This is a genomic window from Ventosimonas gracilis, assembly GCF_001580025.1.
Classification (GTDB): Bacteria; Pseudomonadota; Gammaproteobacteria; order Pseudomonadales; family Pseudomonadaceae; genus Ventosimonas; species Ventosimonas gracilis.
Genome location: NZ_LSZO01000210.1, coordinates 1 through 25760, shown reverse-complemented (window position 1 = coordinate 25760; position 25760 = coordinate 1). Strand labels below are relative to the sequence as shown.

Genomic DNA, 25760 nt, shown 5'->3' with positions numbered 1-25760 from the left:
GATTTTCGAACGTTTGAAGTACCTATTTTTACCAGTCATATCAGGAAGTTATCATGCCATAAAAACATGTTTGCTTCCTAAGACCCTAAGTAAAAAGAAAGACAACGGTAGGGTGTCCGGCAGATTTTGTGGATACCCATTGTTTTGCAGTGCAGCAGTACGGAGTTTGACTGGCGCTTATGGGAAAGCCGTTCAAGAAGTGAGCGCTGTATTTCAACAGACATGGGTTCAACAAAAATATCTGCTACATAGGGAGGCTTCTATGAAACTGCCTGTTATTTTGTTGCATTCTTCTCCTGCCAAGGCCTGTTCTACTTTGTCAGGGCTGCTGCCATTGCTGCTTTGTACCGATGCTTTGGCATTTTCCTTCAGCGCTGGCGATTTGACCGGCTCGCTGGATACGACCCTGTCTTACGGACAGATGTACCGTATGGAGAAACAGGACAAAAACAACGATGACATCAATACCAATGACGGCAACCGCAATTTCAGTAAGGGCAAACTGGTCACCAACGCGGGCAGTATTGTTTCAACCCTTAAGCTAAGTTACGGCGACTATGGGTTGACCTTGAAAGGTCGTGGCTACTACGACCATCAGATTGCCAAGAACCGCAACGACTACTTTAAAAACAGCAGAACCGAAGAACCGTCCCAAGCTGACCCGTACAACAGCTTTCCGAAGAAAACCCGTGAACTGTCCGGCCGCAAGGCCGAGTTGCTGGATGCTTATGTGAATGCGAGCTGGGATATTTTCAGTCTTCCGTTCCAGGTCACTGCTGGCAAGCACGTGCTCAATTGGGGCGAGAGTATGTTCTATCGTGGTGGGGTCAACAGCGCCATCAACCCAATGGATTTGTCGACTTACCGCATGATGAATTACAACTTAAATGATTTGAAGGAACTCTATATCCCGATGGAGGCGGTCAGCTTCAACCTGGGTCTGACCGAAAACCTGTCGATGGAAGCCTTCTACCAGTGGAAATGGAAGGAAACCGTGCTGCCGCCGGTCGGCACTTTCTTTTCGGAAACCGATGTGCTCGCCGATGGCGGCAATACGGCTTGGGCAGACCAAGCTCCCGAACTGTTTTTGCTGGTACGCGACATTTATCCACAAGCCATCCAAGACAGTTGCAGCATTCTTTTCGGGCTGTACGACCCTTGTGACAATGGTTTGCTTGGCCTTTCTCCCGGGGTCATCATGGATGGTATTGTGCAAGTGGCGAAAATGGCACCCAAGCGCAATGCCCGTAATGACGGTCAGTTCGGCCTGAGCTTTAAATACACGGCACAAGCTCTGAACAACACTGAGTTTGGCCTGTACTTTGTCAACTATCACAGCAAAGAGCCCATATTGGTTGGCGATATGGGTGGTTATCAAGGGTACAGCATGCTGCCTTTGGTGCTGGGACAGCCGTTCTGGAATGGTCGGGGTCTTGGCAATATTCTCGACTTTATCACCAACCCGGCGGGTACCATTGAGCGCTGGGGCATTGACGCTGGTCTGCTGATGGCTATTGACGCAGCCGGTACTGTGCGTGGCTGGCGTCAATACCCGGAAGACATCCGCATGTACGGTTTTAGCTTTGCGACCGAATGGGCTGGGGTTTCTTGGGCGGGCGAAGTCACCTACAGACCCAACATGCCGATTGGCATCATGACCACCAATGACCTGATTGCTGACCTTGTCTACCAGACCCCCTTTGCTATCGATACCAACCCGATTACCCGCTTGATACATGGCGGTGATGGCACGGCAACGGTGATGGGTCAAATCATGACGCTTGAGGATACGCTGTACAACTACGAACGGGTGGAGATGTTCAATACCAGCTTAAGTGCCATCAAGTTCTTCGGTGCAGGGCTTACCTTTGACTCATCATTGCTGTTGTTTAACATCGCCTCCGAGCATTACCGCGGCAGCAGCCTGAAATACACCGGTTATGACACCAGCCAGCCAGTTTCCCTGCAAAAAGCGGGTTTGGTTGAGCGTCGTCTTACCGGACGCGGCAACCGTTCCTACTATGAGGGCGGCACGGACAAGGACCAAATCAGCAAGGATGCCTATGGTTTCACGCTGTCCTTTGAAGGGACTTGGAACAATGTCTTTGGGCTGACACTAAAACCCTTTATCGTCTATCAGGATGCCTTCAAGGGTAACTCGCACATGACCGGTAACTTTGTTGAGGGAGCCAAGGCTTATTCGATTGGCATGCGCGCTGAGCTGGATAATCTGGAAGCGGAGATGCAGTACACCGAGTTCTGGGGCGGTGGTATGAACAATCAGATGCGCGACCGTGACAACACCAGCTTCAACGTTAAATACAGCTTCTAAACGCAAGAGGACATTCAGTGCGAGGGGCAAAGTGAGCAGCACGCACCGCTAAAAAATCGCTTTCTGGGATGGGTAAGCTGATGAAAAATCAGCTTTACCAATCACTTTGAGTGAATGGCAAGCCGACGCGGGGAGAGATGGCAGGCATCGCGTAGCAGGTGCTCTGCCCTGTGTTGTAAAGAAGTACTCCGATTTGGCTAACGCTGGTAAGGAAGCGGTTCCAGCACTTGGGGGATGAGTACAAGGCTTGTTCCCCAGAAAAATAAACTGCCTTTGGAGTAGCTTTAAATGCCTTCAGCAAAAGTGAAGCCTTATCGCTCTGTACGTTTTGCTCCTTGCGGTGCAGGTTTTTCGTTGGCCAGCCTGCTGCCGCTTTTGCTGTGCGCGGATGCGCTCGCTTTTAACTTCGGTACTGAGAATGGCGAATTGACCGGCTCGCTGGATACAACCCTGTCCTACGGGCAGATGTATCGCGTTGAGAAGCAGGACAAAAACAACGATGACATCAACACCAACGATGGCAACCGTAACTTCAGCACTGGCCTTGTCACCAACGCGGGCAGTATGACTTCAACCTTTAAGCTGAGTTATGGCAACTATGGCCTGACCGTAAAAGGCAAGGGTTACTACGACCACCAGATTGCCAAAAACAGTAATGATTACTTTAAAAACAGCATGACCCCTGAGCCTGCTCAAGCAGACCCATACAATAGTTTCCCCAAGAAAACCCGCAAGCTGTCCGGGCGCAAGGTCGAGTTGCTGGATGCTTACGTCAATGCAAGCTGGGATATTTTCAGTCTTCCGTTCCAGGTCACTGCTGGCAAGCACGTGCTCAATTGGGGTGAGAGCATGTTCTACCGCGGCGGGGTCAACAGCGCCATCAACCCGATGGATTTATCCACCTACCGCATGATGAACTACAACCTAAGCGACCTGAAGGAGCTGTATACCCCGATGGAGGCGGTCAGTTTTAACTTGGGACTGACCGATAACCTATCGATGGAAGCCTTCTATCAATGGAAATGGAAGGAAACCATCCTGCCGCCGGTCGGCACTTTCTTCTCAGAAACGGATGTGCTCGCCGATGGCGGCCATACCGCTTGGGCAGACCAAAAGCCCGATTTATTCCTGCCGCTACGGGATATTTATCCGCAGGCGGTAGGTGCCAGTTGCAGTGTTTTGGGCTTTGACATCTGTGCCAATGGCCTTACCGGCGCAGCCCCGGGCGTTGATGAGAATGGCATTGTCCAAGTGGCGCGCATGATGCCGAAGAAAAAAGCCAGAGATGACGGCCAGTTTGGCCTGAGCTTTAAATACACGGCAGAAAGCCTGAACAACACCGAATTTGGCTTTTATTTTGTCAACTATCACAGCAAAGAACCGCTCTTGGCGGGCGATATGGGCGGCTACCAAGCGTATGACATGCTGCCTTTGGTATTGGGGCAGCCGATTTGGAATGGCAAAGGGTTTGCCGGAAACCTCCTTGATTTTCTTACCAATCCGCAAGGTGCCATTGACAGATGGGGTATTGATGCCGGTCTGCTGATGGCGATTGATGCTGCCGGTACCATGCGCGGCTGGCGAGAATACCCGGAAGACATCCGCATGTACGGTTTCAGTTTTGCGACCGAATGGGCGGGCGTTTCTTGGGGCGGTGAAGTGACTTATAGACCCAACATGCCGATCGGCATCATGACCACCAATGACCTGATCGCCGACATGGTGTATCAGGCACCCTTTGCCATTGATAACAACCCGCTTACCCGACTGATTCATGGCGGCGACGGTACAGCGATAGTGGCAGGTAAAAGCATGACGCTGGAGGATAGGCTGTCCAACTACGAGCGGGTTGAGATGTTCAATACCAGCTTCAGTGCCATCAAGTTCTTTGGGCAGGGGCTTTCCTTTGACTCATCGCTTTTGTTGTTTAACATCGCTTCCGAACATTACCGCGGCAGCAGCCTGAAATACACAGGCTATGACACCAGCTCGCCGCTTACCGCGAAAAAAGCCGGCTTGGTTCAGCGGCGCTTAACCGGACGCGGCAACCGTTCTTACTTTGAAGGCGGCGCGGATAAAGACCAAATCAGCCGGAATGCCTATGGACTAACCCTGTCTTTGGAAGGCACTTGGAACAATGTCTTTGGACTTAGCTTAAAGCCTTTTATTGTCTATCAGGATTCCTTCAAGGGTAACTCGCACATGACCGGCAACTTTGTCGAAGGAGCCAAGGCTTATTCGGTCGGAATGCGTGCTGAACTGGAAAATCTGGAAGCTGAGATGCAGTACACTGAGTTTTGGGGCGGCGGCATGAACAACCAAATGCGCGACCGTGACAACGCCAGCTTCAATGTTAAGTACACCTTTTAATTTAAGTTATTTTTAGACTGTTCCCTTTACTCGGCTATTTTGAGCAAAGGGGGAAATAATCAGCACCGACGGTACCTTACGGAGAATCATATGTTAAACAAGAAGTATCTATTGACCGCCTTGACGCTTACCTTGGCAGCACTAAGCACACAGGGACAGGCCGCTGTCTCACAGCAGGAAGCCGATAGGCTCGGTAAGGATTTAATGCCGCTCGGCGGTGAGCGTGCCGCTAATGCCAGCGGTACTATCCCCGCTTGGGATGGTGGCTTGACCAAGCCGCCGGCGGGTTTTTTGGAATCCTCGCGGCATTACGTCAATCCGTATGAGAGTGACCAGCCAGTATTTACCATTACCAAGGCTAATTTGGAGCAATACAAAGCCAATTTGACCCCGGGGCAAATTGCGTTGTTTGATGCTTACCCGGATACCTTCAAAATGAAGGTCTACCAAACCCGCCGTAGCGGAGCCGCGCCGCAGTGGGTGTATGACAACACCAAAAAGAACGCAGTCACCGCCCGTCTAACCAACGACGGCAACAGCTTTGTTGATGCTTATGGCGGCATTGCCTTCCCTATTCCGCAAAGTGGCGTTGAGGTGGTTTGGAACCACATGACCCGCTATCGCGGTACCTTCTTGGTCGCTCCCTTTACCTCATCAGCCGTTGTCCAGCGCAACGGCAGCTTCAGCTTGGCTACCGGGCAGCAGGAAGTGTTGTTTCGCTACTACCGGCGCGGCGGCAGCTTTGCGGATTTAAATAACGTGCTGTTTTACTACATGATTTTCATCAAGGCACCGCCGCGCTTGGCCGGTGATGCGGTGCTGGTACACGAAACCATTGACCAGATTAAAGAGCCGCGCAATGCGTGGATTTATACTGCGGGACAGCGCCGTGTGCGCCGTGCGCCGAACATTTCTTACGACACGCCGATTATCGACTCCGAAGGCATGCGTACTGCCGACGATACCGACATGTACAACGGCGCACCGGACCGCTACGACTGGGAGTTGGTGGGCAAACGGGAAATCTACATTCCCTACAACAACTACCAGATTGGCGTAGGCAAACTCAAATACAGCGACATCCTGAAACCCGGCCACGTCAATCCCGAATACCCCCGCTACGAGCTGCACCGCGTTTGGGTGGTGGAAGGCAAATTGAAAGCCGGTGCAAGGCACGTCTATTCGCGTCGCACCTTCTACCTTGACGAGGATAGCTGGCAAATTGCGCTCGCCGATCAGTACGACGGTCGTGGTGAACTATGGCGCGTATCGATGGCACTTTTGACCAACTTCTACGTACTGCCAACCACTTGGTCGGCGCTGGATATGTACCATGACCTGCAATCACGCCGTCTGTTTGTCATGAACTTGGTTGACGAAGCGCCTGCATCGGCCGACTTCAGCCTACCGGTGCCGAATGACGACTACTTCAGTCCGGCGGCGCTGCGCAGACGTGGCACCCGTTAATGATGAGCCTGTCTACAAAGGAGTGGCCGCGCGTTATGCGCGGCCATGTCCCGGCACTGTTGCGGCTGGCTGTTGCGGCACCGCTGTTGATGAGCTTGGGATTTTCACCGGCGGCTTTGGCTCAGCAAGAGACAAACGATTCAGCAAACCAAGCCGACTATGCCGTTTTGTCCAACAAAGCGGTGCACGGCCTGCTGCTGGGTATCGCTCGCGCGGGCACGCGGCTGGTTGCGGTCGGTGAGCGCGGTCACATTCTCTATTCAGACGATAACGGAAGCCACTGGACGCAAGCAAAGGTGCCGACCCGGCAAGTGCTGACGGCGGTTCGTTTTGTCGATGCGCAAAACGGCTGGGCAGTGGGCTACGACAAGTTGATTTTGCACAGCGCTGATGGCGGCGAAAGCTGGAGCGTGCAACATGCAGATCCTGCCAGCGATGAAGGTGCACCGCTGCTTGACCTGCTGTTTACCGACGAAAACACCGGTTTTGCCATTGGTGCTTACGGCGCGTTGTACAACACCACCGATGCAGGCAAGCATTGGCAAGAGGTCTCCGATTGGTTGGATAACCCCGATGGCTATCACCTTAATGGCATTGCACAAACTACTGATGGCACTTTGTTTATTGTGGGGGAAGCGGGTTCGATATTTCGCTCGCGTAGCAAAGGCTTGACCTGGGAAACCCTGCAAAGCCCTTATGACGGCTCGCTGTTTGGCGTATTAGGTAGCGGTCAATCCTCTGGTGTGTTGGTTTTTGGTTTGCGTGGGCATATCTATCACTCTACGGATTTGGGGGAAAACTGGCAGCGTGTTGCCGTGCAGGCTGCGGCGGGTAATCTGTTGGAATACGGTTTGTCTTCTGGTCTGCGTACCAGTGATGGGCGTATTTTTCTGGTGGGTCATGGTGGAACCTTGTTGCAAAGTCGAGACTTTGGGCAGAGCTTCCAAATTGAGCCGCGTTCTGACCTTTTGTCCTTGTCGCAGCTTGCACTCGCCGCCAATGGCAACTTGGTTCTGGTAGGGCAGGCGGGCGTGCTGGTAACGGCTGCCGCAGATGGTAAACCATTGGCCGTGTCACAGCGCTGAAGGTCGCAGCGCTACAGCGATAAAAAGCAACAAAGGTTCCAAATAGTACTATTTGCATTGCAACAATAAGCCTTGGTGGACAATCCATGAATGACCCGCAGCAAGAACAGGGTACGGCCCTGGAACGCTTGATTTTTAATAATCGCCCGATCGTTATCGGACTTTGTCTTGTGGTCACGGTATTTTTGGCTTGGCAGGCGGTTCGGGTACTGCCGGAAACCAGTTTTGAGAAGATGATTCCGCAGCATCACCCGATTATTGCCAATATGTTCAAGTATCGCAGCGACTTGGAAGGGCTGGGCGGCAATAACATCAGTATTGTGGTAGAAGCGAAAGAGGGCGATATTTTCAACGCTGAGTATCTGGAAACCCTGCGCCAGATGCACGATGAAGTGTTTTTTCTGCCCGGGGTTGACCGCTCTGCTTTAACTTCGCTGTGGAGCCCTGCAATACGCTGGGTTAAGGTCACTGAAGATGGTTTATCCGGTGGCGAGATTATCCCGCAGACCTACGACGGCTCGGCGGCAAGCATTACCGAACTGCGTAATAATTTATTGTCTTCTCAGGAAGGATTGCGCTTAGTTGCCAAAAACTTTAAATCCAGCATGATCAATGCGCCGTTACTTGAGTCTTATCCCGATCCGGATAATCCCGGTAAATTACTTAAACTCGACTATCAGCGTTTATCGCATGAATTGGAAGAAAAAATCCGTGATAAATACCAGGCGCAAAATCCCAATGTAGTCATACATATCACCGGCTTTGCCAAAAAAGTGGGCGATCTGATTGATGGTTTAATTCAAGTGGTTGGTTTTTTTGCTATTTGCCTGCTCATTACTTTCGCCCTGCTTTATTTGTTTACCTGGTGTATTCGCAGCACCATTGCCGTGGTGACGACCACCTTGGTGGCCGTGATTTGGCAAATTGGTCTGGTGCGTTTGGTAGGATTTGGCATTGACCCGTATTCAATGCTGGTTCCGTTTTTGGTATTTGCCATCGGTATTTCGCACGGCGTGCAAAAAATCAACGGTATTGCTTTGCAATCCGGTTCAGCCGATACCTCGTTGCTTGCCGCGCGGCGAACCTTCCGCCAATTGTTTTTGCCCGGGATGATCGCCATCCTCGCCGATGCGGTGGGTTTTATTACCCTGATGCTGATTGATATTGGCGTGATCCATGAACTCGCCATCGGCGCCTCGCTGGGCGTTGCCGTTATCGTCTTTACCAACCTGATTTTGCTGCCGGTAGCGATTTCCTATATCGGCATCAGTCGCAAGGCGATACAGCGCAGTAAGAATGATGCGATAAGGCCGCATCCGTTTTGGCGGCTTTTGTCCAACTTTGCAGGCCCGAAAGTGGCACCCATCTCCATCTTTATTGCATTGGCGCTGGCGGTGAGCGGTTTTTGGTATCAGAAAACCCACCTGCAAATTGGCGACCTCGACAGCGGCGCACCGGAGCTGCGGCCGGACTCGCGCTATAACCTGGATGTGGACTTTATTACCAAAAACTACAGCGTCACCAATGACCTGATGGTGGTGATGGTGGTGACCCCGGAGGATGGTTGCACGGCCTATTCCATGATGGAGCCGCTCGACCGTCTGATGTGGAAGTTGACAAACACCGAAGGCGTGCAGTCTGCCGAGTCCTTGGTCACCGCCTCCAAGCTGGTGGTTATGGCGCTTAACGAAGGCAGCCTGAAATGGCAGGCACTGTCGCGCAATCAATCGGTGCTCGATAACTCGGTTTCCAATATCGGGCAGAAGCTGTTTAACAATACCTGTTCAATGGCACCGCTGTTGATATTTTTGGACGACCACAAAGCCGCAACCTTGGCGCGTGTGACCAAGTTGATACGCGACTTTGCCGCCGAAAACGACCGCCCGGGCTTGCAGTTTATGCTGGGTGCCGGTGACGCGGCGATTGAAGCGGCGACCAACGAAGTGATTGCCCGTTCGGAAATTCTGATCCTTTTGCTGGTTTACCTGTGCGTTGGCGCGATGTGCCTGATTACCTTTCGCTCCATCGCCGCGACCGCCTGCATTGTGCTGCCGCTGATTTTGACCTCCATTTTGGGGAATGCGCTGATGGCCTTCCTCGGCATCGGCGTTAAGGTCGCGACCATGCCAGTGATTGCGCTCGGCGTTGGCATCGGCGTGGACTACGGCATTTATGTCTACAGTCGCCTGTCTACCTTCTTGCGCGAAGGCCTGCCGTTGCAGGAAGCCTATTACCAAACGCTGAAATCCACCGGTCGCGCGGTACTGTTTACCGGACTGTGCCTTGCCTTGGGCGTAGAGACTTGGGTTTATTCGGCGATTAAGTTCCAGGCGGATATGGGGCTGATGCTGACCTTTATGTTCCTGCTCAACATGTGGGGAGCGCTCTGGCTGCTGCCTGCCTTGGCGCGTTATCTGATTGACCCGAACAAAATAGTGAAACAAAGCGCAGGCCGCTTTTCACTGGCTCATTAGCTGGCATCTCCCCTCCACCGCTGGCGGGGAGGGGAGGGCGATTAGTCGGCGGGCGCATCCGCATTGGGATTGCGGCTAATCAGCATGGCATCACCGTAGCTAAAAAAACGGTATTGCTCGGCAATGGCGACTTGATACGCCTGCATACAGTTTCGGTATCCGGCAAAAGCGGCAACCAGCATCAGCAAGGTTGAACCCGGCAGATGGAAGTTGGTCAGCAGCTTATCGACCACATGAAAGCGTCGTCCGGGATAGAGGAAAATATCGGTTTCGCCCTGCTGTGCACGTAGCTTGCCGCTTAATGCCGCGCTTTCCAGCGCTCTTGCGCAAGTCGTGCCGACGGCAATCACGCGCCCGCCGCGTGCCCGGCAAGCGGCTACCGCATCGACCAAGGCTTGGCTGACTTCAAAGCGCTCGCTGTGCATTTGGTGCTGCTCAACCTGTTCGCTGCGCACCGGGCTGAACGTACCTGCCCCCACATGCAAGGTGACACGGGCACTTTCCACGCCTTGGCTTTTTAGCTTTGCCAGCAGTGCTTGGTCAAAATGTAGCCCCGCGGTAGGTGCGGCCACCGCGCCGGGGTGCGTTGCGTAGACGGTTTGATAGCGTTCGCCGTCGAGTACTTCGGCCTCGCGTTCCAGATAGGGCGGCAGCGGAATTTGTCCGGCTTGTTCCAACAGCGGCAAAATGGCTTGGTTAAATTCCAGTTCAAACAAAGCGTTATGCCGCGAGAGCAAGCGCGCCTCGGTGCCGCCACCCAGCCTGATCAGGCTGCCCGCCTTGGGCGTTTTGCTGCTGCGCAGCTGCACCAAGGCGCGGCGATCATCGAGCAGGCGCTCCAACAAAATCTCCACCCGTCCGCCGCTTGTTTTATGCCCAAACAGTCGCGCGGCGATGACCTTGGTATCGTTTAGTACCAGCAGGTCGCCCGCCTTTAATTGCTGCGGCAATTCAGTAAAACGCTGATGCTGCACTGCACCGCTTCGCCCATCGAGCAGCAGCAGGCGGCTGTCCGTGCGCCGCTTAAGCGGATAGCGGGCAATCAAGGATTTGGGCAGGTCAAAATAAAAATCGGCAACGCGCATATAAAGCCAAGCAAAGGCACTTCCGGGCGGCGCAGTTTAGCCGAAAAAGCGGCATTTGCCGCCTTGCCTTGCTCTGTGGAACAATGCGGACAAAGTATCAGAGGCACCTTTTAAGTGATTGATGCGGACGGTTTTCGCCCCAATGTGGGGATTATTTTGGCAAACGATGCCGGGCAGGTGCTTTGGGCGAGAAGGCTTAGGCAGGACTCTTGGCAGTTTCCGCAAGGTGGCATCAATTTGGGCGAGAGCGCCGAACAGGCGATGTACCGCGAGTTAAACGAAGAGGTCGGGCTTAATCCTGAGGATGTTGAAATCCTCGCCAGTACCCGCCACTGGCTGCACTACCGCCTGCCGAGCCATTTGGTGCGTTCACGCGGGCATCCCAAATGCATCGGGCAGAAGCAGAAATGGTTTTTGCTGCGTCTTATGGGGGCGGATGAGCGGGTGCGGGTTGACCTGCACCCGCAGCCTGAGTTCGATACCTGGCGCTGGGTGAGCTACTGGTATCCGCTTTCGCAGATTGTCGAGTTTAAACGCGAGGTCTATCGCCGCGCGTTAAAAGAACTCGCCCCACGCCTGCCGCTTTGCACTTAATGGAACCCGGATGCTAAGCACACTTCGTCAAATCGTCCAGGAAGTCAACGCCGCGCCCAGCCTGCAAGCGGCGTTGGATATTATCGTGCAGCGCGTTAAATCGGCGATGCAAAGCGAGGTGTGTTCGGTCTATCTGCTGGATCCTGCCACCAACCGCTTTGTACTGATGGCAACCGATGGACTCAACCCCGAAACCATCGGCAAAGTGAGCATGTCACCCAGCGAGGGCTTGGTGGGACTGGTCGGCAGCCGCGAAGAGCCGCTTAATCTTGAACACGCCTCGGAGCATCCGCGCTACCGCTACTTTAAAGATACCGGCGAGGAGCACTACGAGTCGTTTTTGGGTGCGCCGATTATCCATCACCGTCGCGTGCTGGGTGTGCTGGTGATCCAGCAGGGCGAGCGGCGCAGCTTCGATGAAGGTGACGAGGCGTTTTTGGTCACCATGAGCGCACAGCTTGCCGCAGTGATTGTGCATGCTGAGGCGACCGGCTCCATTCGCAGCCTCACCGCCAAAGGCCAGTCGCCCAAGCAAGAGGAAGCGCACTTTATCGGCGTGCCTGGCTCGCCCGGCGTTGCTGTGGGGCAAGCGCTGCTGTTATTACCACCGGCGGATTTGGACAGCGTGCCGGATAAACCGGCCGATCATATCGATAGCGAAATCAAGCTATTTAATGAAGCGCTCGCCTTTGTTCGCAAGGATATACAAAGGCTTGCCGATAAGCTCGCGGCCAATTTGCGGCCAGAAGAACAAGCGCTGTTTGATGTCTATCAAATGATGCTAAGCGACAGCGCGTTAGGCCAAGAGGTCTTGGCCATCATCCAAAGCGGCCAATGGGCGCAGGGTGCGTTGCGCCAAGTGGTGCAGGAACACGTGCAGCGCTTTGAGATGATGGACGATGCTTACCTGCGCGAACGCGCCGCCGACGTGCGCGATTTAGGTCGCCGTCTGCTCGCCTTTTTGCAGCAAGAACGCAAGCAAACGCGCAGCTTCCCGGATAACTGCATTTTGGTCAGCGAGGAACTCTCGCCGGCCATGCTCGGTGAAGTGCCGCCGGGCAAGCTGGTGGGGCTTGTTTCCGTGCAGGGTTCGGGTAACTCGCACGTCGCCATTTTTGCGCGCGCGATGGGTATTCCCACGGTGATGGGCGTGGTGGATTTTCCCTACGCCAAGGTCGATGGCATCGAACTGATCGTCGATGGCTACCACGGCGAGGTCTACAGCAACCCCAGCGAGGCGATACGCCAGCAATATATCGAGGTTGAGCAGGAAGAGCGCCAACTCGCCAAGGGTCTTGATGCACTGCGCGGACTGCCCTGCATCACGCCGGACGGCCACCGCATGCCACTTTTGGTCAACACCGGCCTGCTCGTCGATGTCGCCAGGGCGCAGGAGCGCGGCGCAGAAGGCGTGGGGCTGTACCGTAGCGAAGTGCCTTTTATGATGAAAGAGCGCTTCCCCAGCGAACGTGAACAACGCGATACCTACCGCGAACAACTCGCCGCCTTTGCCCCATTACCGGTGACCATGCGCACACTGGATATTGGCGGCGACAAAGCGCTGCCCTATTTCCCGATTAAAGAAGACAACCCGTTTTTGGGCTGGCGCGGCATTCGCGTGACACTCGACCATCCGGAGATTTTTCTGGTACAGGTACGCGCCATGCTTAAAGCGAGCACAGGTCTTAACAATCTACGCATCCTGCTGCCGATGATTTCTGGCGTGCACGAACTGGAAGAATCGCTGCACCTGATCCACCGCGCTTTTGGCGAGGTCTGTGATGAAGGCATTGAACTGTCCATGCCGCCGATTGGCGTGATGATTGAAGTGCCGTCCGCCGTCTGGCAGGTGCGCGAACTGGCGCGGATGGTGGATTTTCTCTCGGTCGGCTCCAATGACCTTACCCAATACCTGCTCGCGGTAGACCGCAACAACCCGCGCGTGGCTGAACTCTACGACTTTCTGCATCCGGCGCTGCTGCAAGCGCTGCTCACCGTGGTTGAGGGCGGCCACGCCGAAGGCAAACCGGTCGGCATTTGCGGCGAAATGGCCGGCGACCCGTCTGCCGCCGTACTGCTGATGGCAATGGGCTTTGACAGCCTGTCGATGAACGCCGCCAACCTGCCCAAAGTCAAATGGCTGCTACGCCAAGTCAGCTTGGACAAAGCCAAAACACTACTGGCACAAACCCTGCGCAACGACCATCCCTTGGTCGCCCACAGCGAACTGCAACTGGCACTGCGCAATCTGGGCTTGGGCCGCATTATCAACCCGGCCGCGACTATTCAAGGCTAAGGCTTTATTTGGAGCGGTTTTTTATTCTTTTTGAACGAACGGGACAGACCCTGGAGTTCAAGCCTTTAATTGCTTATGTCTATTTCACCCGACTTACTCCTCGCCTCATTAAACGATGCCCAGCGCCGAGCGGTCGCAGCCCCCTTAGGTTGCCAACTGGTGCTGGCCGGTGCCGGTTCCGGTAAAACCCGTGTGCTGGTGCAGCGCATAGCCTTTTTAATTCAGTGTCTGGAGGCATCCCGTCACAGCGTATTGGCGGTGACTTTTACCAATAAAGCCGCGGGTGAAATGCGCCAGCGTCTTGGCGAACTGCTGGGAGAAAGTCCGCAAGGCATGTGGGTTGGCACCTTCCACGGCCTCGCCCATCGCCTGCTGCGTGCGCATTGGCAGGAGGCGAAGTTGGAACAGAATTTTCAAATACTTGACAGCGAAGACCAGCAGCGGCTGATTAAGCGGGTCATCGGCGAGCTTTCTTTGGATGAAAAACAATGGCCTGCACGACAGGCTCAGTGGTTTATCAATCAGCAAAAGGATGAAGGGCGGCGCTCGCAACATATCCAGGCGGCGGGCGACCCATTTGTCGCGACCCAGTGCCAAATCTATCAAGCCTATGAAGCCGCCTGTACACGCGCAGGAGTGATAGATTTTGCTGAATTGCTGCTGCGAGCGCTCGATTTATGGCGTGACCATCCAGCGCTGCTGGCGCAGTATCAGCGGCGATTTCAGCATATCTTGGTCGATGAGTTTCAAGATACCAACGCGGTGCAATACGCTTGGCTGCGCCTGCTCGCAGCCAAGGCCGCGAGCCTGATGGTAGTCGGTGACGATGACCAGTCGATTTACGGCTGGCGTGGCGCAAAAATCGAGAATATTCAGCAGTTTTCCAAAGATTTTGCGGGCGCTCAAATCGTCCGTCTGGAGCAAAACTACCGCTCCAGTGGCACCATCTTAAAAGCCGCCAATGCACTGATTGCGCACAATCAGGAGCGCCTCGGCAAGGCGCTGTGGAGCGATGGCGGTGAGGGCGAACCCCTGTTGCTTTATTCTGCGCTGAACGAGCAGGACGAGGCGCGTTTTGTCGCAGGGCGCATCGAGCGGGCGCAGCAAGACGGTCTTGTGCGGCGGGAAATCGCCATTTTGTACCGCTCCAACGCGCAGTCGCGGGCGCTGGAAGAAGCGCTGTTGATGGCGCAAATTCCCTACCGAATCCACGGCGGCTTGCGTTTTTATGACCGCGCGGAAATCCGCAACGCCATTGCTTGGCTGCGCCTGCTGGAAAACCGCGATAACGATGCGGCGCTTGAGCGCGTGATCAACCTGCCGCCACGCGGTATCGGCGAGCGCACAGTGCAAATCTTGCGCGATATTGCCCGCGAGCAGGGCTTATCGATGTGGACGGCGTTGCAGCGGGCGCTTCCGGCCAAGGCGTTTCCCGCTCGCGCGGCATCCGCTTTAAGTGCTTTTATCAAGCTGCTCGATACGCTGGAAGAAAAAAATCTGGGCAAGAGCCTGGCAAAAATGGTGCAAAACGCCATTGAGGGCAGTGGTCTGCTTAATTACCACCGCGAGGAAAAAGGCAGCAAAGCGCAGGCAAGAGTAGAAAACTTGGGCGAGTTGGTCGGCGCGGCGCGTGCTTTTCAAGAGCAGTTCGAGAAGGAAGAAGCTCAAGACGATCATTTAAGCCTGCTACAAGCCTTCCTTGCCCATGCTTCGCTTGAAGCCGGTGACACGCAAGGCGAGGCCGATGAAGACTGCGTGCAGTTAATGACGCTGCACAGCGCCAAGGGCTTGGAGTTTCCCTTGGTATTTTTGGTGGGCATGGAAGACGGCTTGTTCCCGCACGGTTTAACGCTGGAATCGGCAGTGGGTTTGGAGGAAGAACGCCGTCTCGCCTATGTCGGCATTACCCGTGCCATGCGCCAGTTGGTACTAACCCATGCCGAACAGCGCTGGCTTAACGGCAGCGAACGCAGCCATCCGCTGTCGCGCTTTGTCCGTGAAATCCCGCAGGGGCTTATCGAAGAAGTGCGCCCGTTTGGCGCGTTACAGACCCCGGCCTTTAATGCCCGTGCGCATACGGTGCAGCAGGCCGCGCAAGATAGCGGCTTTCGTCTGGGCCAATCGGTTTATCACCCGCTATTTGGCGAAGGCGTGATTATGGATTTTGAAGGCAGCGGCAAACATACCCAAGTGCAAGTTAAATTTATTGACAGCGACAGCAAATGGCTGGTGCTGTCACATGCCAAATTACAGGCGATTTAATGCCCTTCTTTGCCCTGTTCCAAAGTATCCAATAAAGCCACCTGTATTTTCGTGTGTACGCGAATAAACCAGCGCCGCAGTAAAACGGCGACCAGTGCCGCGCACAGAGCGATAATGACTAATAATTCCATCGTGGGCAAAATACTGGCGGAAAGTCCCATCAATAAAAAGAACATGGTGCCGAGTGATAACAGCGGTATTAACTCGGCAATTACGCGGCGCACACGCAACGTATGACGTCCGGCTTTTTCTGCTTTTACGCCCATTTCCGCAAGCATCATGGAAAGCGCTTTCAGTTTACGGTAAGCGGCAATTAAAAACGGCAGCGAGACTAATAAGGCACCGCTCCAAATAATGCCTTTTTGCAGGTTGTCTTGGCTAATCCAATGATTTAAATAAGCGGCAATCGGCGCGGCAAACCAGGCGCTGGCGAGAAATATGGCAACCACCAAAGCAAAGTTGACGCCGATTTGCAGAATAATCTTGCGAATCATCGCCATAATCAGCACGCCATCACCTTGCGGGGAAATATTGCGCAGCCATTCACCGTAAAGACCAAAAACCCGCGCAATGGGTGCTGGCATCCAACTGGTTAACGTGCGGCTGATCGGGTCGGCGGCGCGGATTTGATAGGGCGTGGTTAATGTCGTAATGGCCGATACGGCAACCACAATCGGATAAAGAAAATCACTGGTTACGCCAAGTGTCATACCGAGCGCTGCGATAATAAAAGAGAACTCGCCAATCTGTGAAAGCCCCATGCCGACGCGCAGTGAAGTGCGTCCGTCATTACCGGCCAAAAACGCGCCCAAACTGCACGAAATCACCTTGCCAAAAATCACGACTAAAGTAATCACAAAAATCGGCCAAGGCTGGCTGAGCAAAGTGGCAGGGTCAATCATTAAACCGATGGCGACAAAAAATATCGCGCTAAACATATCGCGCACCGGTTCAATCAGTTTTTCAATCTGCATTAACTGGCGTGACTCGGCCATAATGGCGCCAATTAAAAACGCGCCCAGTACCATGCTGTATTGTAATTTAACCACCAGCAGGCAAAAGCCAAAACAAAGCCCCAGCACGGTAATCAGCAGCATCTCGCTGCTTTCAAACTTGGCAACATAAGACAATAAGCGCGGAACCAATAAAATGCCAATGACCAGTGCAACAATCATAAAGAGCGAGAGTTTGCCCACGGTGGAAAACACTTCGCCGGGTTCCACATTACCGCTAACGGCAATGCCGGATAACAAGGCAATAATGCCGATACCTAATATATCCTCAACAATCAATACGCCAAAAATCTGCTGCGCAAAGCGCTCGTGCTTCATCTTTAAATCGCTGAGCGCTTTAACAATAATGGTGGTGGAGGACATGGCGAGGATTGCGCCCAAAAAGATCGAGTCCATCCGCGTCCAGCCAAAAAACTGGCCGACTTCCCAGCCCAGCCAGACCATTAACAGAATTTCCATAAAGGCGGCAAAAAATGCCGTCGCGCCGACGCTAAATAATTTACGCAGGGAAAACTCAAGCCCCAAACAGAACATTAAAAAGATAACGCCGAGTTCGGCCAAGGTTTTAATGCTTTCTTCATCGTTAATCAGCCCGCCTTTACTAAGACTCGCCAGCTCAAACAGCGGCATATGCGGGCCGATTAAAAATCCGGCGAGGATATAACCTAAAACGACCGGCTGGCGAAAACGATGGCAGAGGATAGTGACCATGCCAGCGGTAAGCATCAGCACCGCTAAGTCTTGAATAAAACTGATGGCATGGGCATGCATAATCTTGGCTCCTCTTCAGCCGCAAAGCGGGCAGGGTGATGGGGTCAAAGCGCCCTTATCGGCGCAAAATAGCGCAAGATTCTAGCAGATTTGCCACCTCCTACGCCGCCAGCAGACAATGGCCGCCACTTCATTTAACAATAAGGAGTTTCATCATGCGCCCAAGAAGTATCTTAGAGGCCGCCGTTACCCGTCTTGCCGCAAACGAGGCTGAGCGCTTTTTGGCGCGTCACCCCAAATCCGTCGCCCTCGCCGGGCGAGCGCAGCAAAGCCTGTACGGCGGCGTGCCGATGCACTGGATGAGCGACTGGTCTACTCCGCGGCCTTTATTTGTGGAGCGGGCGCAAGGCGCACGTTTTTATGACGTGGACGGGCACGAGTACATCGACTTTTGCTTGGGCGATAGCGGCAGTATGTTCGGCCACTCGCCCGCGCCGATTGCGGCAGCGTTGGCGCAGCAGGGTGCAAACGGCTTGACCTGCATGCTGCCCGGGGAAGATGCGGTGGTTTGCGGTGAATTATTGACTGAGCGGTTTGCTCTGCCGTTTTGGCAGATGGCCATCACCGCGACCGATGCCAACCGCTTTGCCCTGCGCTGGGCGCGGGCGATTACTGGGCGAAAAACCCTATTGTTATTCGATGGCTGTTATCACGGCACGGTCGATGATGTGATGGTGCGTTGCAAAAACGGTCGCACCACGGCTCGCCCCGGCCTGTTGGGACAAGCCTACGACCTCGCCCAATACAGCCGCGTTGTGCCGTTTAATGACGTGCAGGCGCTGGAAGCGGCGCTGTCGAGTGGTGATGTCGCGGCGCTACTCTGCGAACCCGCGATGACTAATATCGGTATGGTGCTACCCGAACCCGGCTTTATGCAAAGCTGCCGCGAACTGACGCAAAAATACGGTACTTTGCTGATCATTGACGAAACCCACAGCCTTTCCACCGGCTATGGCGGCTGCACTCGTTTGTGGGATTTGCAGCCGGATTTTTTTGTCCTTGGCAAAGCCGTTGCCGGCGGTGTACCGGCTTCCGTTTACGGCTGTAGCTTTGAGATGAGTCGCGCCATGCAGCAAGCGCAGCAACGCGCGGGGCAGCAGTCGGCAGGGCAGCACGGTCACAGCGGCATGGGAACCACGCTGTCGGCGGGCATGCTCGCCATGCACTGTATGCGCGTCAATCTGGAACAAGTGATGACCGAAGCCGCCTACGCCCATATGCTGGATTTGGCAGCACAACTGGCGGCGGGATTGCGTGGTGTAATCGATAAGCACGGTCTGCCTTGGTCTGTGACTGAGTTAGGTGCGCGCTGCGAGTTTCAGTTCTGCCCGCATCCACCCAAAAACGGTGCACAGGCCGAAGCGGCCTTTCATGACAGTCTGCAACAGGCGCTGCATCTGTACCTGATTAACCGCGGCATCCTGATCACGCCGTTCCACAATATGATGCTGTGCAGCCCGCAAACACAGCCCGCTGATGTCGCCCGCCTGCTGGAGCTGTTGGATGCGGCGCTCACTGACCTGCTCGCATGACGAAAATTGGCGTGCAGGCGTTAAGCGCCGAATTTTTAGGGGTCGCGCAAAGCTACGCCGAACGCCTTAAGCTGCCGCTGTCACAAGACGCCGAGTTAATGCTGCAAGTGGGCGCCAATGGCCTGCAACTGGCCGAACAGAGGCCGCTGGCGCCCAATCCGTTGCGCGTGGATTTTACCCAAGGTGCGGCGGCTCACCGCCGTCAATTTGGCGGCGGCAACGGCCAGATGATTGCCCGCGCCATCGGTATTAAAGGCGCTATCCGCCCCAAGGTGCTGGATGCGACCGCAGGTTTGGGGCGCGATGCTTTTGTGCTGGCAAGCCTTGGCTGCCAGGTGCAAATGATTGAACGCGAGCCTATATTGGCCGCGCTACTAGAAGACGGCCTTAACCGCGCTGTTCAAGATGAAAGCACGGCAGCGATTATTCAGCGCATAGACTTAATCGAAGGCGACGCTTGCCGGTTAATGCAAAGTTGGACGGCTGAGCCGCCCGAAGTGATTTATCTCGACCCGATGTTTCCCCAGCAAAAACAATCCGCCGCCGTTAAAAAAGACCTGAATTTGCTGCGCCTGCTGTTGGAAAACCAAGCGAAAGACGACAGCGCCTTGTTAACCGCTGCCCTTAACCTTGCCAGTCACCGCGTCGTCGTCAAACGTCCACGTAAAGCCCCCAGTTTAGCTAATCTTGCGCCCGCGCTCAGCCTAACCGGCAAATCTTGCCGCTTTGATATTTATCCGAAGCAGAAACTGATCGCGCGATAACCTGCTTTTTTTGGGCGAAAGCAGGGCATTGGCGTACACTGGCAGCCGTTTATGAGGATTTTTTATGACTGCCATCAACATTACCGAAGCCGCCCAAGACTACCTGTTGGGTCTGCTGAAAAAGCAGGATAAAGAAGGCGTAGGCATCCGCGTTTTTATTGAAAACCCCGGCACGCCGCAGGCGGAAACCTGCATTGCCTACTGCCAGCCCGGCGAGCAGCAAGAAGGCGACCGTGCGTTGGCGCTTAAAGACTTTACCGCCTGGATTGACGCCGTCAGTGAGCCATTTTTAGAGGACGCGCTGGTCGATTACGCTGCCGACCGTATGGGTGGGCAATTAACCATCAAAGCACCCAATGCCAAAGTGCCGATGATTGACGAAGACAGTCCGCTGAGCGAGCAAATCCATTACTACCTGCAAACCGAAATCAACCCTAACCTCGCCAGCCACGGTGGGCAGGTTGCGCTGATTGAAGTGGTGGAAGACGGCATTGCCGTGCTGCGTTTTGGCGGCGGCTGCCAAGGCTGCGGGATGGTCGATATGACGCTTAAAGACGGCGTGGAGCGTACGCTCAAAGAGCGCATCCCGCAGCTTAAAGGCGTGCGTGACGTCACCGATCACAGCAACCGCGAAAATGCCTACTACTGAAATAATCGACGCCCTTTCGGCCGGGCTTGGCGCGGCGCTGAGTAAAATCGGCGAACAGGTGGCCTGCGCCGAATCCTGCACCGGCGGCGGCATTAGCGAGGCGATTAGCCGAACGCCAGGCAGTTCGGCTTGGTTTGAATTAGGCATTGTCAGCTATTCCAACACGCAGAAAACGGCTCGCCTTAACGTCTCAACAGCACTGTTGGAACAACAGGGCGCGGTGAGCGAGCCGGTGGTCGCGGCCATGTTGCGTGGCGTGCAAAAACTCAGCGGCGCACGCTTTGCCATTGCGGTAAGCGGCGTGGCCGGCCCCTCTGGCGGCACAAAAGAAAAACCAGTGGGTACGGTCTGTATTGGTCTTGCCGATGATGACGCTATCCACACGCATACGCACCACTTTAATGGCAGCCGTGATGAGGTCAGACGCCATACCGTCTGCGCCGCTTTGCAAGGCTTACTGCATCTTATTGAAGGCGTATAATCACGCGATTTTTGGCAAACCATCTAGGGGACAGCAATGGCAGCGGCGGGCGACGGCAAAAAGGAAAAATTAACAGCGGAAGATCAAAAAAAGAAAGCCCTGGGCGCGGCACTGGCACAGATTGAAAAATCCTTTGGCAAAGGCGCGGTGATGCGCATGGGCGATGCACAGCGCCAAGCCATTCCGGCGATACCCACCGGCTCGCTGGGACTGGATATTGCCCTTGGTATTGGCGGGCTGCCCAAGGGGCGCATTGTCGAGATTTTCGGGCCGGAATCCTCAGGTAAAACCACGCTGACCTTGTCCGTGATTGCTGAAGCGCAAAAACTGGGGGCAACCTGCGCTTTCGTCGATGCCGAACATGCGCTCGACCCGGAATACGCCGCCAAACTGGGCGTTAATGTTCCTGACCTGTTGATTTCACAGCCGGATACTGGCGAACAAGCGCTGGAAATTGCCGAAATGCTGATTCGCTCCAACGCGGTCGATGTCATCATTGTTGACTCGGTAGCCGCTTTGGTGCCGAAAGCCGAAATTGAAGGCGATATGGGTGATGCCCACGTCGGCTTGCAAGCCAGGCTGATGTCGCAAGCACTACGCAAAATTACCGGCTGTATTAAAAGTGCCAATTGTTTGGTGATTTTTATTAACCAAATCCGTATGAAAATTGGTGTTTCCTACGGCAATCCAGAAACCACCACCGGCGGTAATGCTTTGAAGTTTTATGCCTCGGTACGTTTGGATATTCGTCGTGGTACGCCGATTAAAGAAGGCGATGTGATTATTGGCAATGAAACGCGGGTTAAAGTGGTTAAAAACAAAGTCGCCCCACCTTTCCGCCAGGCCGAATTTCATATCCTTTATGGTAAAGGCATTTCCCGCCAGGCCGAAATTATTGACCTTGGCGTGCAATTTGACTTGGTGAAAAAATCAGGGGCTTGGTACAGCTTCCAGGGCGATAAAATCGGCCAAGGCAAGGCCAATACCGCCAAGTTTTTGGAAAATAACCCGGAACTTTGCGGCACTATTGAAAAATTGGTACGCGAAAAACTGGCCGCTGGTGCCGTCGTGGCGCCGATGCTGGCGGACAATAACAGCGGTGCCGATGAAGACACCCCGGCTGAAGTCGAAGCGCAAGAAGACCGTTAAAAAACCATGCGCCGCGTCGTGGAAAGTCCGGCCGATGTACGCCGCATCGCGCTGAATTTACTGGCGCGGCGCGAACACACAAGGCTTGAGCTGACGCAAAAACTGATCCAGCGCGGCGCAGCTAAGCCTTGGATTGACAGCACGCTGGATGCGCTGCAAGAAGAGAACTTGCTGTCCGAAGCCCGCTATCTGGAAAGCACCATTAGAACCCGTGCCGAAGCCGGATTTGGCGCGCTGCATATCCGTCAAATGCTGTGCAGTCGCGGTATTGCTGCAGAAGATGCAGACATTGCCCTGCAAAGCGCCGAATTGGATTGGCCGTCTCTGCTGAAAACCACTTGGCAGCGCAAATTTAACGGCGAGCTGCCGAAAAACCCTCGTGAACGCGACAAGCAAATCCGCTTCCTTGCCGGGCGTGGTTATCCCTTGTCCTTAATCCATCGGCTGCTTAAGTGCGCGGCAATGGATGACTGGTAAAATATCGTCCTTGACTGGTGCCTGAGTGGCTTTGAGCACGGTACGCCTTGGTCAAAAACCTTATAGGAAACCCACGAGGATGCTTTTATGTTGGTGCGAGTGATTTATCTAACCGTTGCCCTGTTACTGTTTACCGGTTGTGGACAGGGTTTTAGTGGCGACTATCAGGATGCTGTGGGCGTTAAATACAGCTTCCAAAATGATGGCAAAGTGACCATTCATATGCTCGGAACTGAGCGCGTTGTATCTTTTACCCGTGAAGGCCGTGTGTTGAAAATCGGCAACCCGCAAGAAAAACCCACATTGACCTTAAATATCTTGGATGACGGCAGTCTACAAGGCGAAGGCTTGGCGGGAATCCTGCATCTAAAGAAAGTCGACTAAAAGCAAAGCAGCGGCTGGCTTACTGTAAGCGGCAAAAAGCCAGCCGCTAAAACTTACCCGAAACGGCCTTTGAGTAAATAGAGAGCTTATGGACTTATTTGACGCGATAAGACCTTACAACGATAGCGAAGTGCCCGTTATATTGGCGCGATTAAGCAAAGATAAAGCCTTTTTGGATAGCCTTATCCGCTTTCGCTACCCCGCATTGGGGGCGCTACGCACGGCATTGCTGCGCCCGTTATTGGGGCTTCGTTTACAGGCGCAGTTGCGCACTATCCAAACCGTGGCGCAATTGCAGGTGCATATCGAGCCTTACATCAACCGCACCATTGAATGCAGCACGTCGGGCGTCAGTTGGTCTGGCGTGGAGCACCTTGAACTTGACAAGGCGCACCTGTTTATCGCCAATCACCGCGACATCGTGATGGACCCGACCTTTGCCAACTACGCCTTGTACCAATCCGCACGGCGCACGCTGCGCATTGCCATTGGCGATAACCTGCTACAAAAGCCCTTTGTGGCTGACCTGATGCGGCTTAATAAAAGTTTTATCGTGCAGCGTTCGCTGACTGGGCGGCGGGAAAAATTGGCGGCCCTTCAGTTGCTTTCCGCTTATATCAACCATTCCATACGACATGACGGCGAGCTGGTCTGGATTGCCCAAGCCGAAGGCCGCGCTAAAGATGGTGACGACCATACTGACCCTGCCATTCTCAAAATGTTTCATCTGGCCTGTAAAGAAGCCGCTTTTAGCGAATGTGTTCGTGATTTACGTATGACCCCGCTCGCCATCAGCTACGAATACGACCCCTGCGATACGGCCAAAGCGCGCGAGCTGTATATCCGTGAAACGACCGGCCAGTACGTCAAAGCCGCCGGTGAAGACGATGCCAGTATCGCCCTTGGCATTACCGGCTTTAAAGGGCGCGTGCACGTGCACTTTGGCACGCCGCTTGAGCCGGTGGACGACGCCAAAGCGCTGGCCTTGGCCATCGATCGGCAGATAAGAACGAACTGCCGATTGTTCCCGATAAACTACCTTGCCTATGCCGATTGGGAAGAGCGGGACAGTACGCTGAACGTGCCGCCCGCCGCCAGCCTGTTTGCCGAGACAGAATTAAAAGAAGCCAAGGAGCAGTGGCAAAAACGCCTGTCCGCCTGCGAACCCGCCCACCGCCCTTGGCTTATCCGCCAATACGCAACGCCAGTGCAAAACCAATATCGTTTAAAAGAAGGCTAATTCGCTGAACTTTTTAGTTGATGAGGCCAGGGCATCGCGGCATGGTTAAGAACCGTACTGTAATCACCAGAGAGGAACTGCAAGACATTATTGAAGGCACTGCGGAAATATGTCTCGTAACTCTGCTCAGCCACATAGCCAAGATGCGGTGTGCATAGTGCATTGGGCAGAGAAAGTAGTGGATGTTGGCAATCGTAGATAGGTTCGGATTCGTATACATCTACCGCAGCATACCCTGGCCTGCCCTGACCAAGGGCAATCTCCAGTGCGCCTGGCACCAGCAGTTCAGCGCGGCTGGTGTTTACAAACACTGCATCCGGCTTCATGTGCGACAAGTCTGCATGGGTGATGGAGTTGCGTGTCTCATCGGTCAGACGCAGGTGTACGGTCACTATGTCGCTGCTGGCGAAAAACTCTTCCCGGCTTGTGCAGGCTCTATAACCGGCCTTGACGGCTTCTGCCCGGGAGTGCTCACTACCCCAGATCTGTACATGCATGCCAAAGGCGTGTGCATAGTTGGCAACCAGCTTACCTAGTTTACCGAAGCCGAGGATGCCCAGCGCTCGACCATGCAGCTCACTACCTATATTGACCTGCCATTGTCCTTGGCGAAACGCATCAATGGCTTCATGGACACGCCGATAAGCGCTCATGATAAGAAGCCAGGCAAATTCGGCTGGTGCATAAGGCGAACCAATCCCTTGCATTACAGCTACGCCGGCAGCGTTGCAGGCCTCTATGTCGATATGCCGACCAACAGGGCCAGTTTGACTGACTAACCGAAGATTGGGCATTTTCTTGAGCAAGACTGCGTCGACACGGGTTCGCTCGCGGATCAGTACTAAGCAGTCGGTCTCGGCCAGAATCGGATCAATATCCTTTTTCTGCGTGAGATCACCAAGAAAGCTGACCGAATGTGCAGCCAGTAGCTCCATACAAGGAAGTTTCTCGACTGCACTTTGATAATCATCGGGTATCAATATATTCATTAACTCGGTTTATCATAAAAACAAAGTGGAATTACACTCAAGATGCCAGGCGGCTTACCTTAGAAGAAAAAGCTGCCGAGGATAAGGGTAATAGTTATTCCGGAAAGCATAGTCGTCCAGGTTATGATGGAGGCCATAGCCTCAGCGTCACCGTCCATTTGCCGAGCAAGAATATAGGCGTTACCCGCACAGGGAACCGCAGCATACAACAGTGCGATATTTGCAGGCACGCCAGAAGCACCTTGAGCTTTTAATAGAAGGGTCTTAGGAAGCAAACATGTTTTTATGGCATGATAACTTCCTGATATGACTGGTAAAAATAGGTACTTCAAACGTTCGAAAATCA

Annotated in this window: 19 protein-coding genes and 1 pseudogene; 16 read left to right on the top strand and 4 right to left on the bottom strand. The window is 54.0% G+C overall.

The annotated features are described in order from the left end of the window. Window positions 1-262: 262 nt before the first annotated feature. The 5 genes from AXE65_RS11880 (at window position 263) to AXE65_RS11860 (ending at window position 9728) form a co-directional block, all read left to right on the top strand. Window positions 263-2332 (top strand): DUF1302 domain-containing protein, encoded by a 2070-nt coding sequence (locus AXE65_RS11880; protein ID WP_068392727.1) that lies wholly within the window; start codon window positions 263-265, stop codon window positions 2330-2332. Window positions 2333-2620: 288 nt separating this feature from the next. Continuing rightward, window positions 2621-4702 carry a DUF1302 domain-containing protein gene (locus tag AXE65_RS11875; RefSeq protein WP_068392724.1) on the top strand — a complete coding sequence of 694 codons (2082 nt, stop codon included), beginning with the start codon at window positions 2621-2623 and terminating at the stop codon, window positions 4700-4702. 90 nt (window positions 4703-4792) lie between these two features. Further along, window positions 4793-6169 (top strand): DUF1329 domain-containing protein, encoded by a 1377-nt coding sequence (locus tag AXE65_RS11870; RefSeq protein WP_068392719.1) that lies wholly within the window; start codon window positions 4793-4795, stop codon window positions 6167-6169. Window positions 6170-6204: 35 nt separating this feature from the next. Then, on the top strand, window positions 6205-7254 hold the full coding sequence (locus AXE65_RS11865) for a WD40/YVTN/BNR-like repeat-containing protein (protein ID WP_239685095.1): 1050 nt from the start codon (window positions 6205-6207) through the stop codon (window positions 7252-7254). An 86-nt stretch (window positions 7255-7340) separates the two neighbouring features. Next, window positions 7341-9728 carry an efflux RND transporter permease subunit gene (locus tag AXE65_RS11860; RefSeq protein ID WP_068392718.1) on the top strand — a complete coding sequence of 796 codons (2388 nt, stop codon included), beginning with the start codon at window positions 7341-7343 and terminating at the stop codon, window positions 9726-9728. Window positions 9729-9769: 41 nt separating this feature from the next. Here the strand turns inward: AXE65_RS11860 and queA are convergent, their stop codons facing one another. Beyond that, the gene (gene queA, locus AXE65_RS11855) at window positions 9770-10813 is read right to left on the bottom strand and encodes a tRNA preQ1(34) S-adenosylmethionine ribosyltransferase-isomerase QueA (RefSeq protein WP_068392717.1); all 1044 of its coding nucleotides are present in this window, start codon (window positions 10811-10813) and stop codon (window positions 9770-9772) included. Window positions 10814-10927: 114 nt separating this feature from the next. Between queA and AXE65_RS11850 the strand changes: the two genes are divergently transcribed. The 3 genes from AXE65_RS11850 to uvrD all read left to right on the top strand — a co-directional run bounded on the left by AXE65_RS11850 (window position 10928) and on the right by uvrD (window position 15965). Further along, a complete protein-coding gene (locus AXE65_RS11850; RefSeq protein ID WP_068392713.1) occupies window positions 10928-11407 on the top strand; it encodes an RNA pyrophosphohydrolase in 480 nt (159 codons plus the stop codon). Window positions 11408-11417: 10 nt separating this feature from the next. Further along, window positions 11418-13703 (top strand): phosphoenolpyruvate--protein phosphotransferase, encoded by a 2286-nt coding sequence (ptsP, locus tag AXE65_RS11845; protein ID WP_068392711.1) that lies wholly within the window; start codon window positions 11418-11420, stop codon window positions 13701-13703. Between the two features lie 75 nt (window positions 13704-13778). Further along, complete coding sequence (uvrD, locus tag AXE65_RS11840) at window positions 13779-15965, top strand: DNA helicase II (RefSeq protein ID WP_068392708.1); 2187 nt, start codon at window positions 13779-13781, stop codon at window positions 15963-15965. Here the strand turns inward: uvrD and AXE65_RS11835 are convergent. Further along, on the bottom strand, window positions 15962-17749 hold the full coding sequence (locus AXE65_RS11835; protein WP_068392705.1) for a cation:proton antiporter: 1788 nt from the start codon (window positions 17747-17749) through the stop codon (window positions 15962-15964). The two genes, uvrD and AXE65_RS11835, sit on opposite strands and share 4 nt — an antisense overlap. A 155-nt stretch (window positions 17750-17904) precedes the next feature. Between AXE65_RS11835 and AXE65_RS11830 the strand changes: the two genes are divergently transcribed. The 8 genes from AXE65_RS11830 (at window position 17905) to AXE65_RS11795 (ending at window position 24425) form a co-directional block, all read left to right on the top strand. After that, the gene (locus AXE65_RS11830; RefSeq protein WP_068392703.1) at window positions 17905-19281 is read left to right on the top strand and encodes an aspartate aminotransferase family protein; all 1377 of its coding nucleotides are present in this window, start codon (window positions 17905-17907) and stop codon (window positions 19279-19281) included. After that, window positions 19278-20045 carry a class I SAM-dependent methyltransferase gene (locus AXE65_RS11825; protein WP_068392699.1) on the top strand — a complete coding sequence of 256 codons (768 nt, stop codon included), beginning with the start codon at window positions 19278-19280 and terminating at the stop codon, window positions 20043-20045. Before AXE65_RS11830 ends, AXE65_RS11825 begins: the two co-directional genes overlap by 4 nt. Window positions 20046-20109: 64 nt before the next feature. Then, entirely contained in the window at window positions 20110-20694 is a 585-nt protein-coding gene (gene nfuA, locus AXE65_RS11820) for a Fe-S biogenesis protein NfuA (RefSeq protein WP_068392690.1), read from the top strand. Then, entirely contained in the window at window positions 20681-21175 is a 495-nt protein-coding gene (locus AXE65_RS11815) for a CinA family protein (protein ID WP_068392688.1), read from the top strand. Before nfuA ends, AXE65_RS11815 begins: the two co-directional genes overlap by 14 nt. A 36-nt stretch (window positions 21176-21211) precedes the next feature. Then, window positions 21212-22324: a recombinase RecA gene (gene recA / locus AXE65_RS11810; RefSeq protein ID WP_068392682.1), complete on the top strand. Its 1113-nt coding sequence runs from the start codon at window positions 21212-21214 to the stop codon at window positions 22322-22324. A gap of 6 nt (window positions 22325-22330) precedes the next feature. After that, complete coding sequence (locus AXE65_RS11805) at window positions 22331-22801, top strand: regulatory protein RecX (RefSeq protein ID WP_068392681.1); 471 nt, start codon at window positions 22331-22333, stop codon at window positions 22799-22801. Between the two features lie 87 nt (window positions 22802-22888). After that, the gene (locus tag AXE65_RS11800) at window positions 22889-23185 is read left to right on the top strand and encodes a hypothetical protein (protein WP_068392680.1); all 297 of its coding nucleotides are present in this window, start codon (window positions 22889-22891) and stop codon (window positions 23183-23185) included. A gap of 88 nt (window positions 23186-23273) precedes the next feature. After that, window positions 23274-24425, top strand: coding sequence for a 1-acyl-sn-glycerol-3-phosphate acyltransferase (locus AXE65_RS11795; protein WP_068392672.1), 1152 nt, complete (start codon window positions 23274-23276; stop codon window positions 24423-24425). On the opposite strand, the gene AXE65_RS11790 is transcribed toward AXE65_RS11795, so the two are convergent. Continuing rightward, on the bottom strand, window positions 24422-25414 hold the full coding sequence (locus tag AXE65_RS11790; RefSeq protein ID WP_068392669.1) for a D-2-hydroxyacid dehydrogenase family protein: 993 nt from the start codon (window positions 25412-25414) through the stop codon (window positions 24422-24424). The two genes, AXE65_RS11795 and AXE65_RS11790, sit on opposite strands and share 4 nt — an antisense overlap. Window positions 25415-25473: 59 nt before the next feature. Then, window positions 25474-25760, bottom strand: a pseudogene (locus tag AXE65_RS14075) (hypothetical protein); the annotation flags it as partial.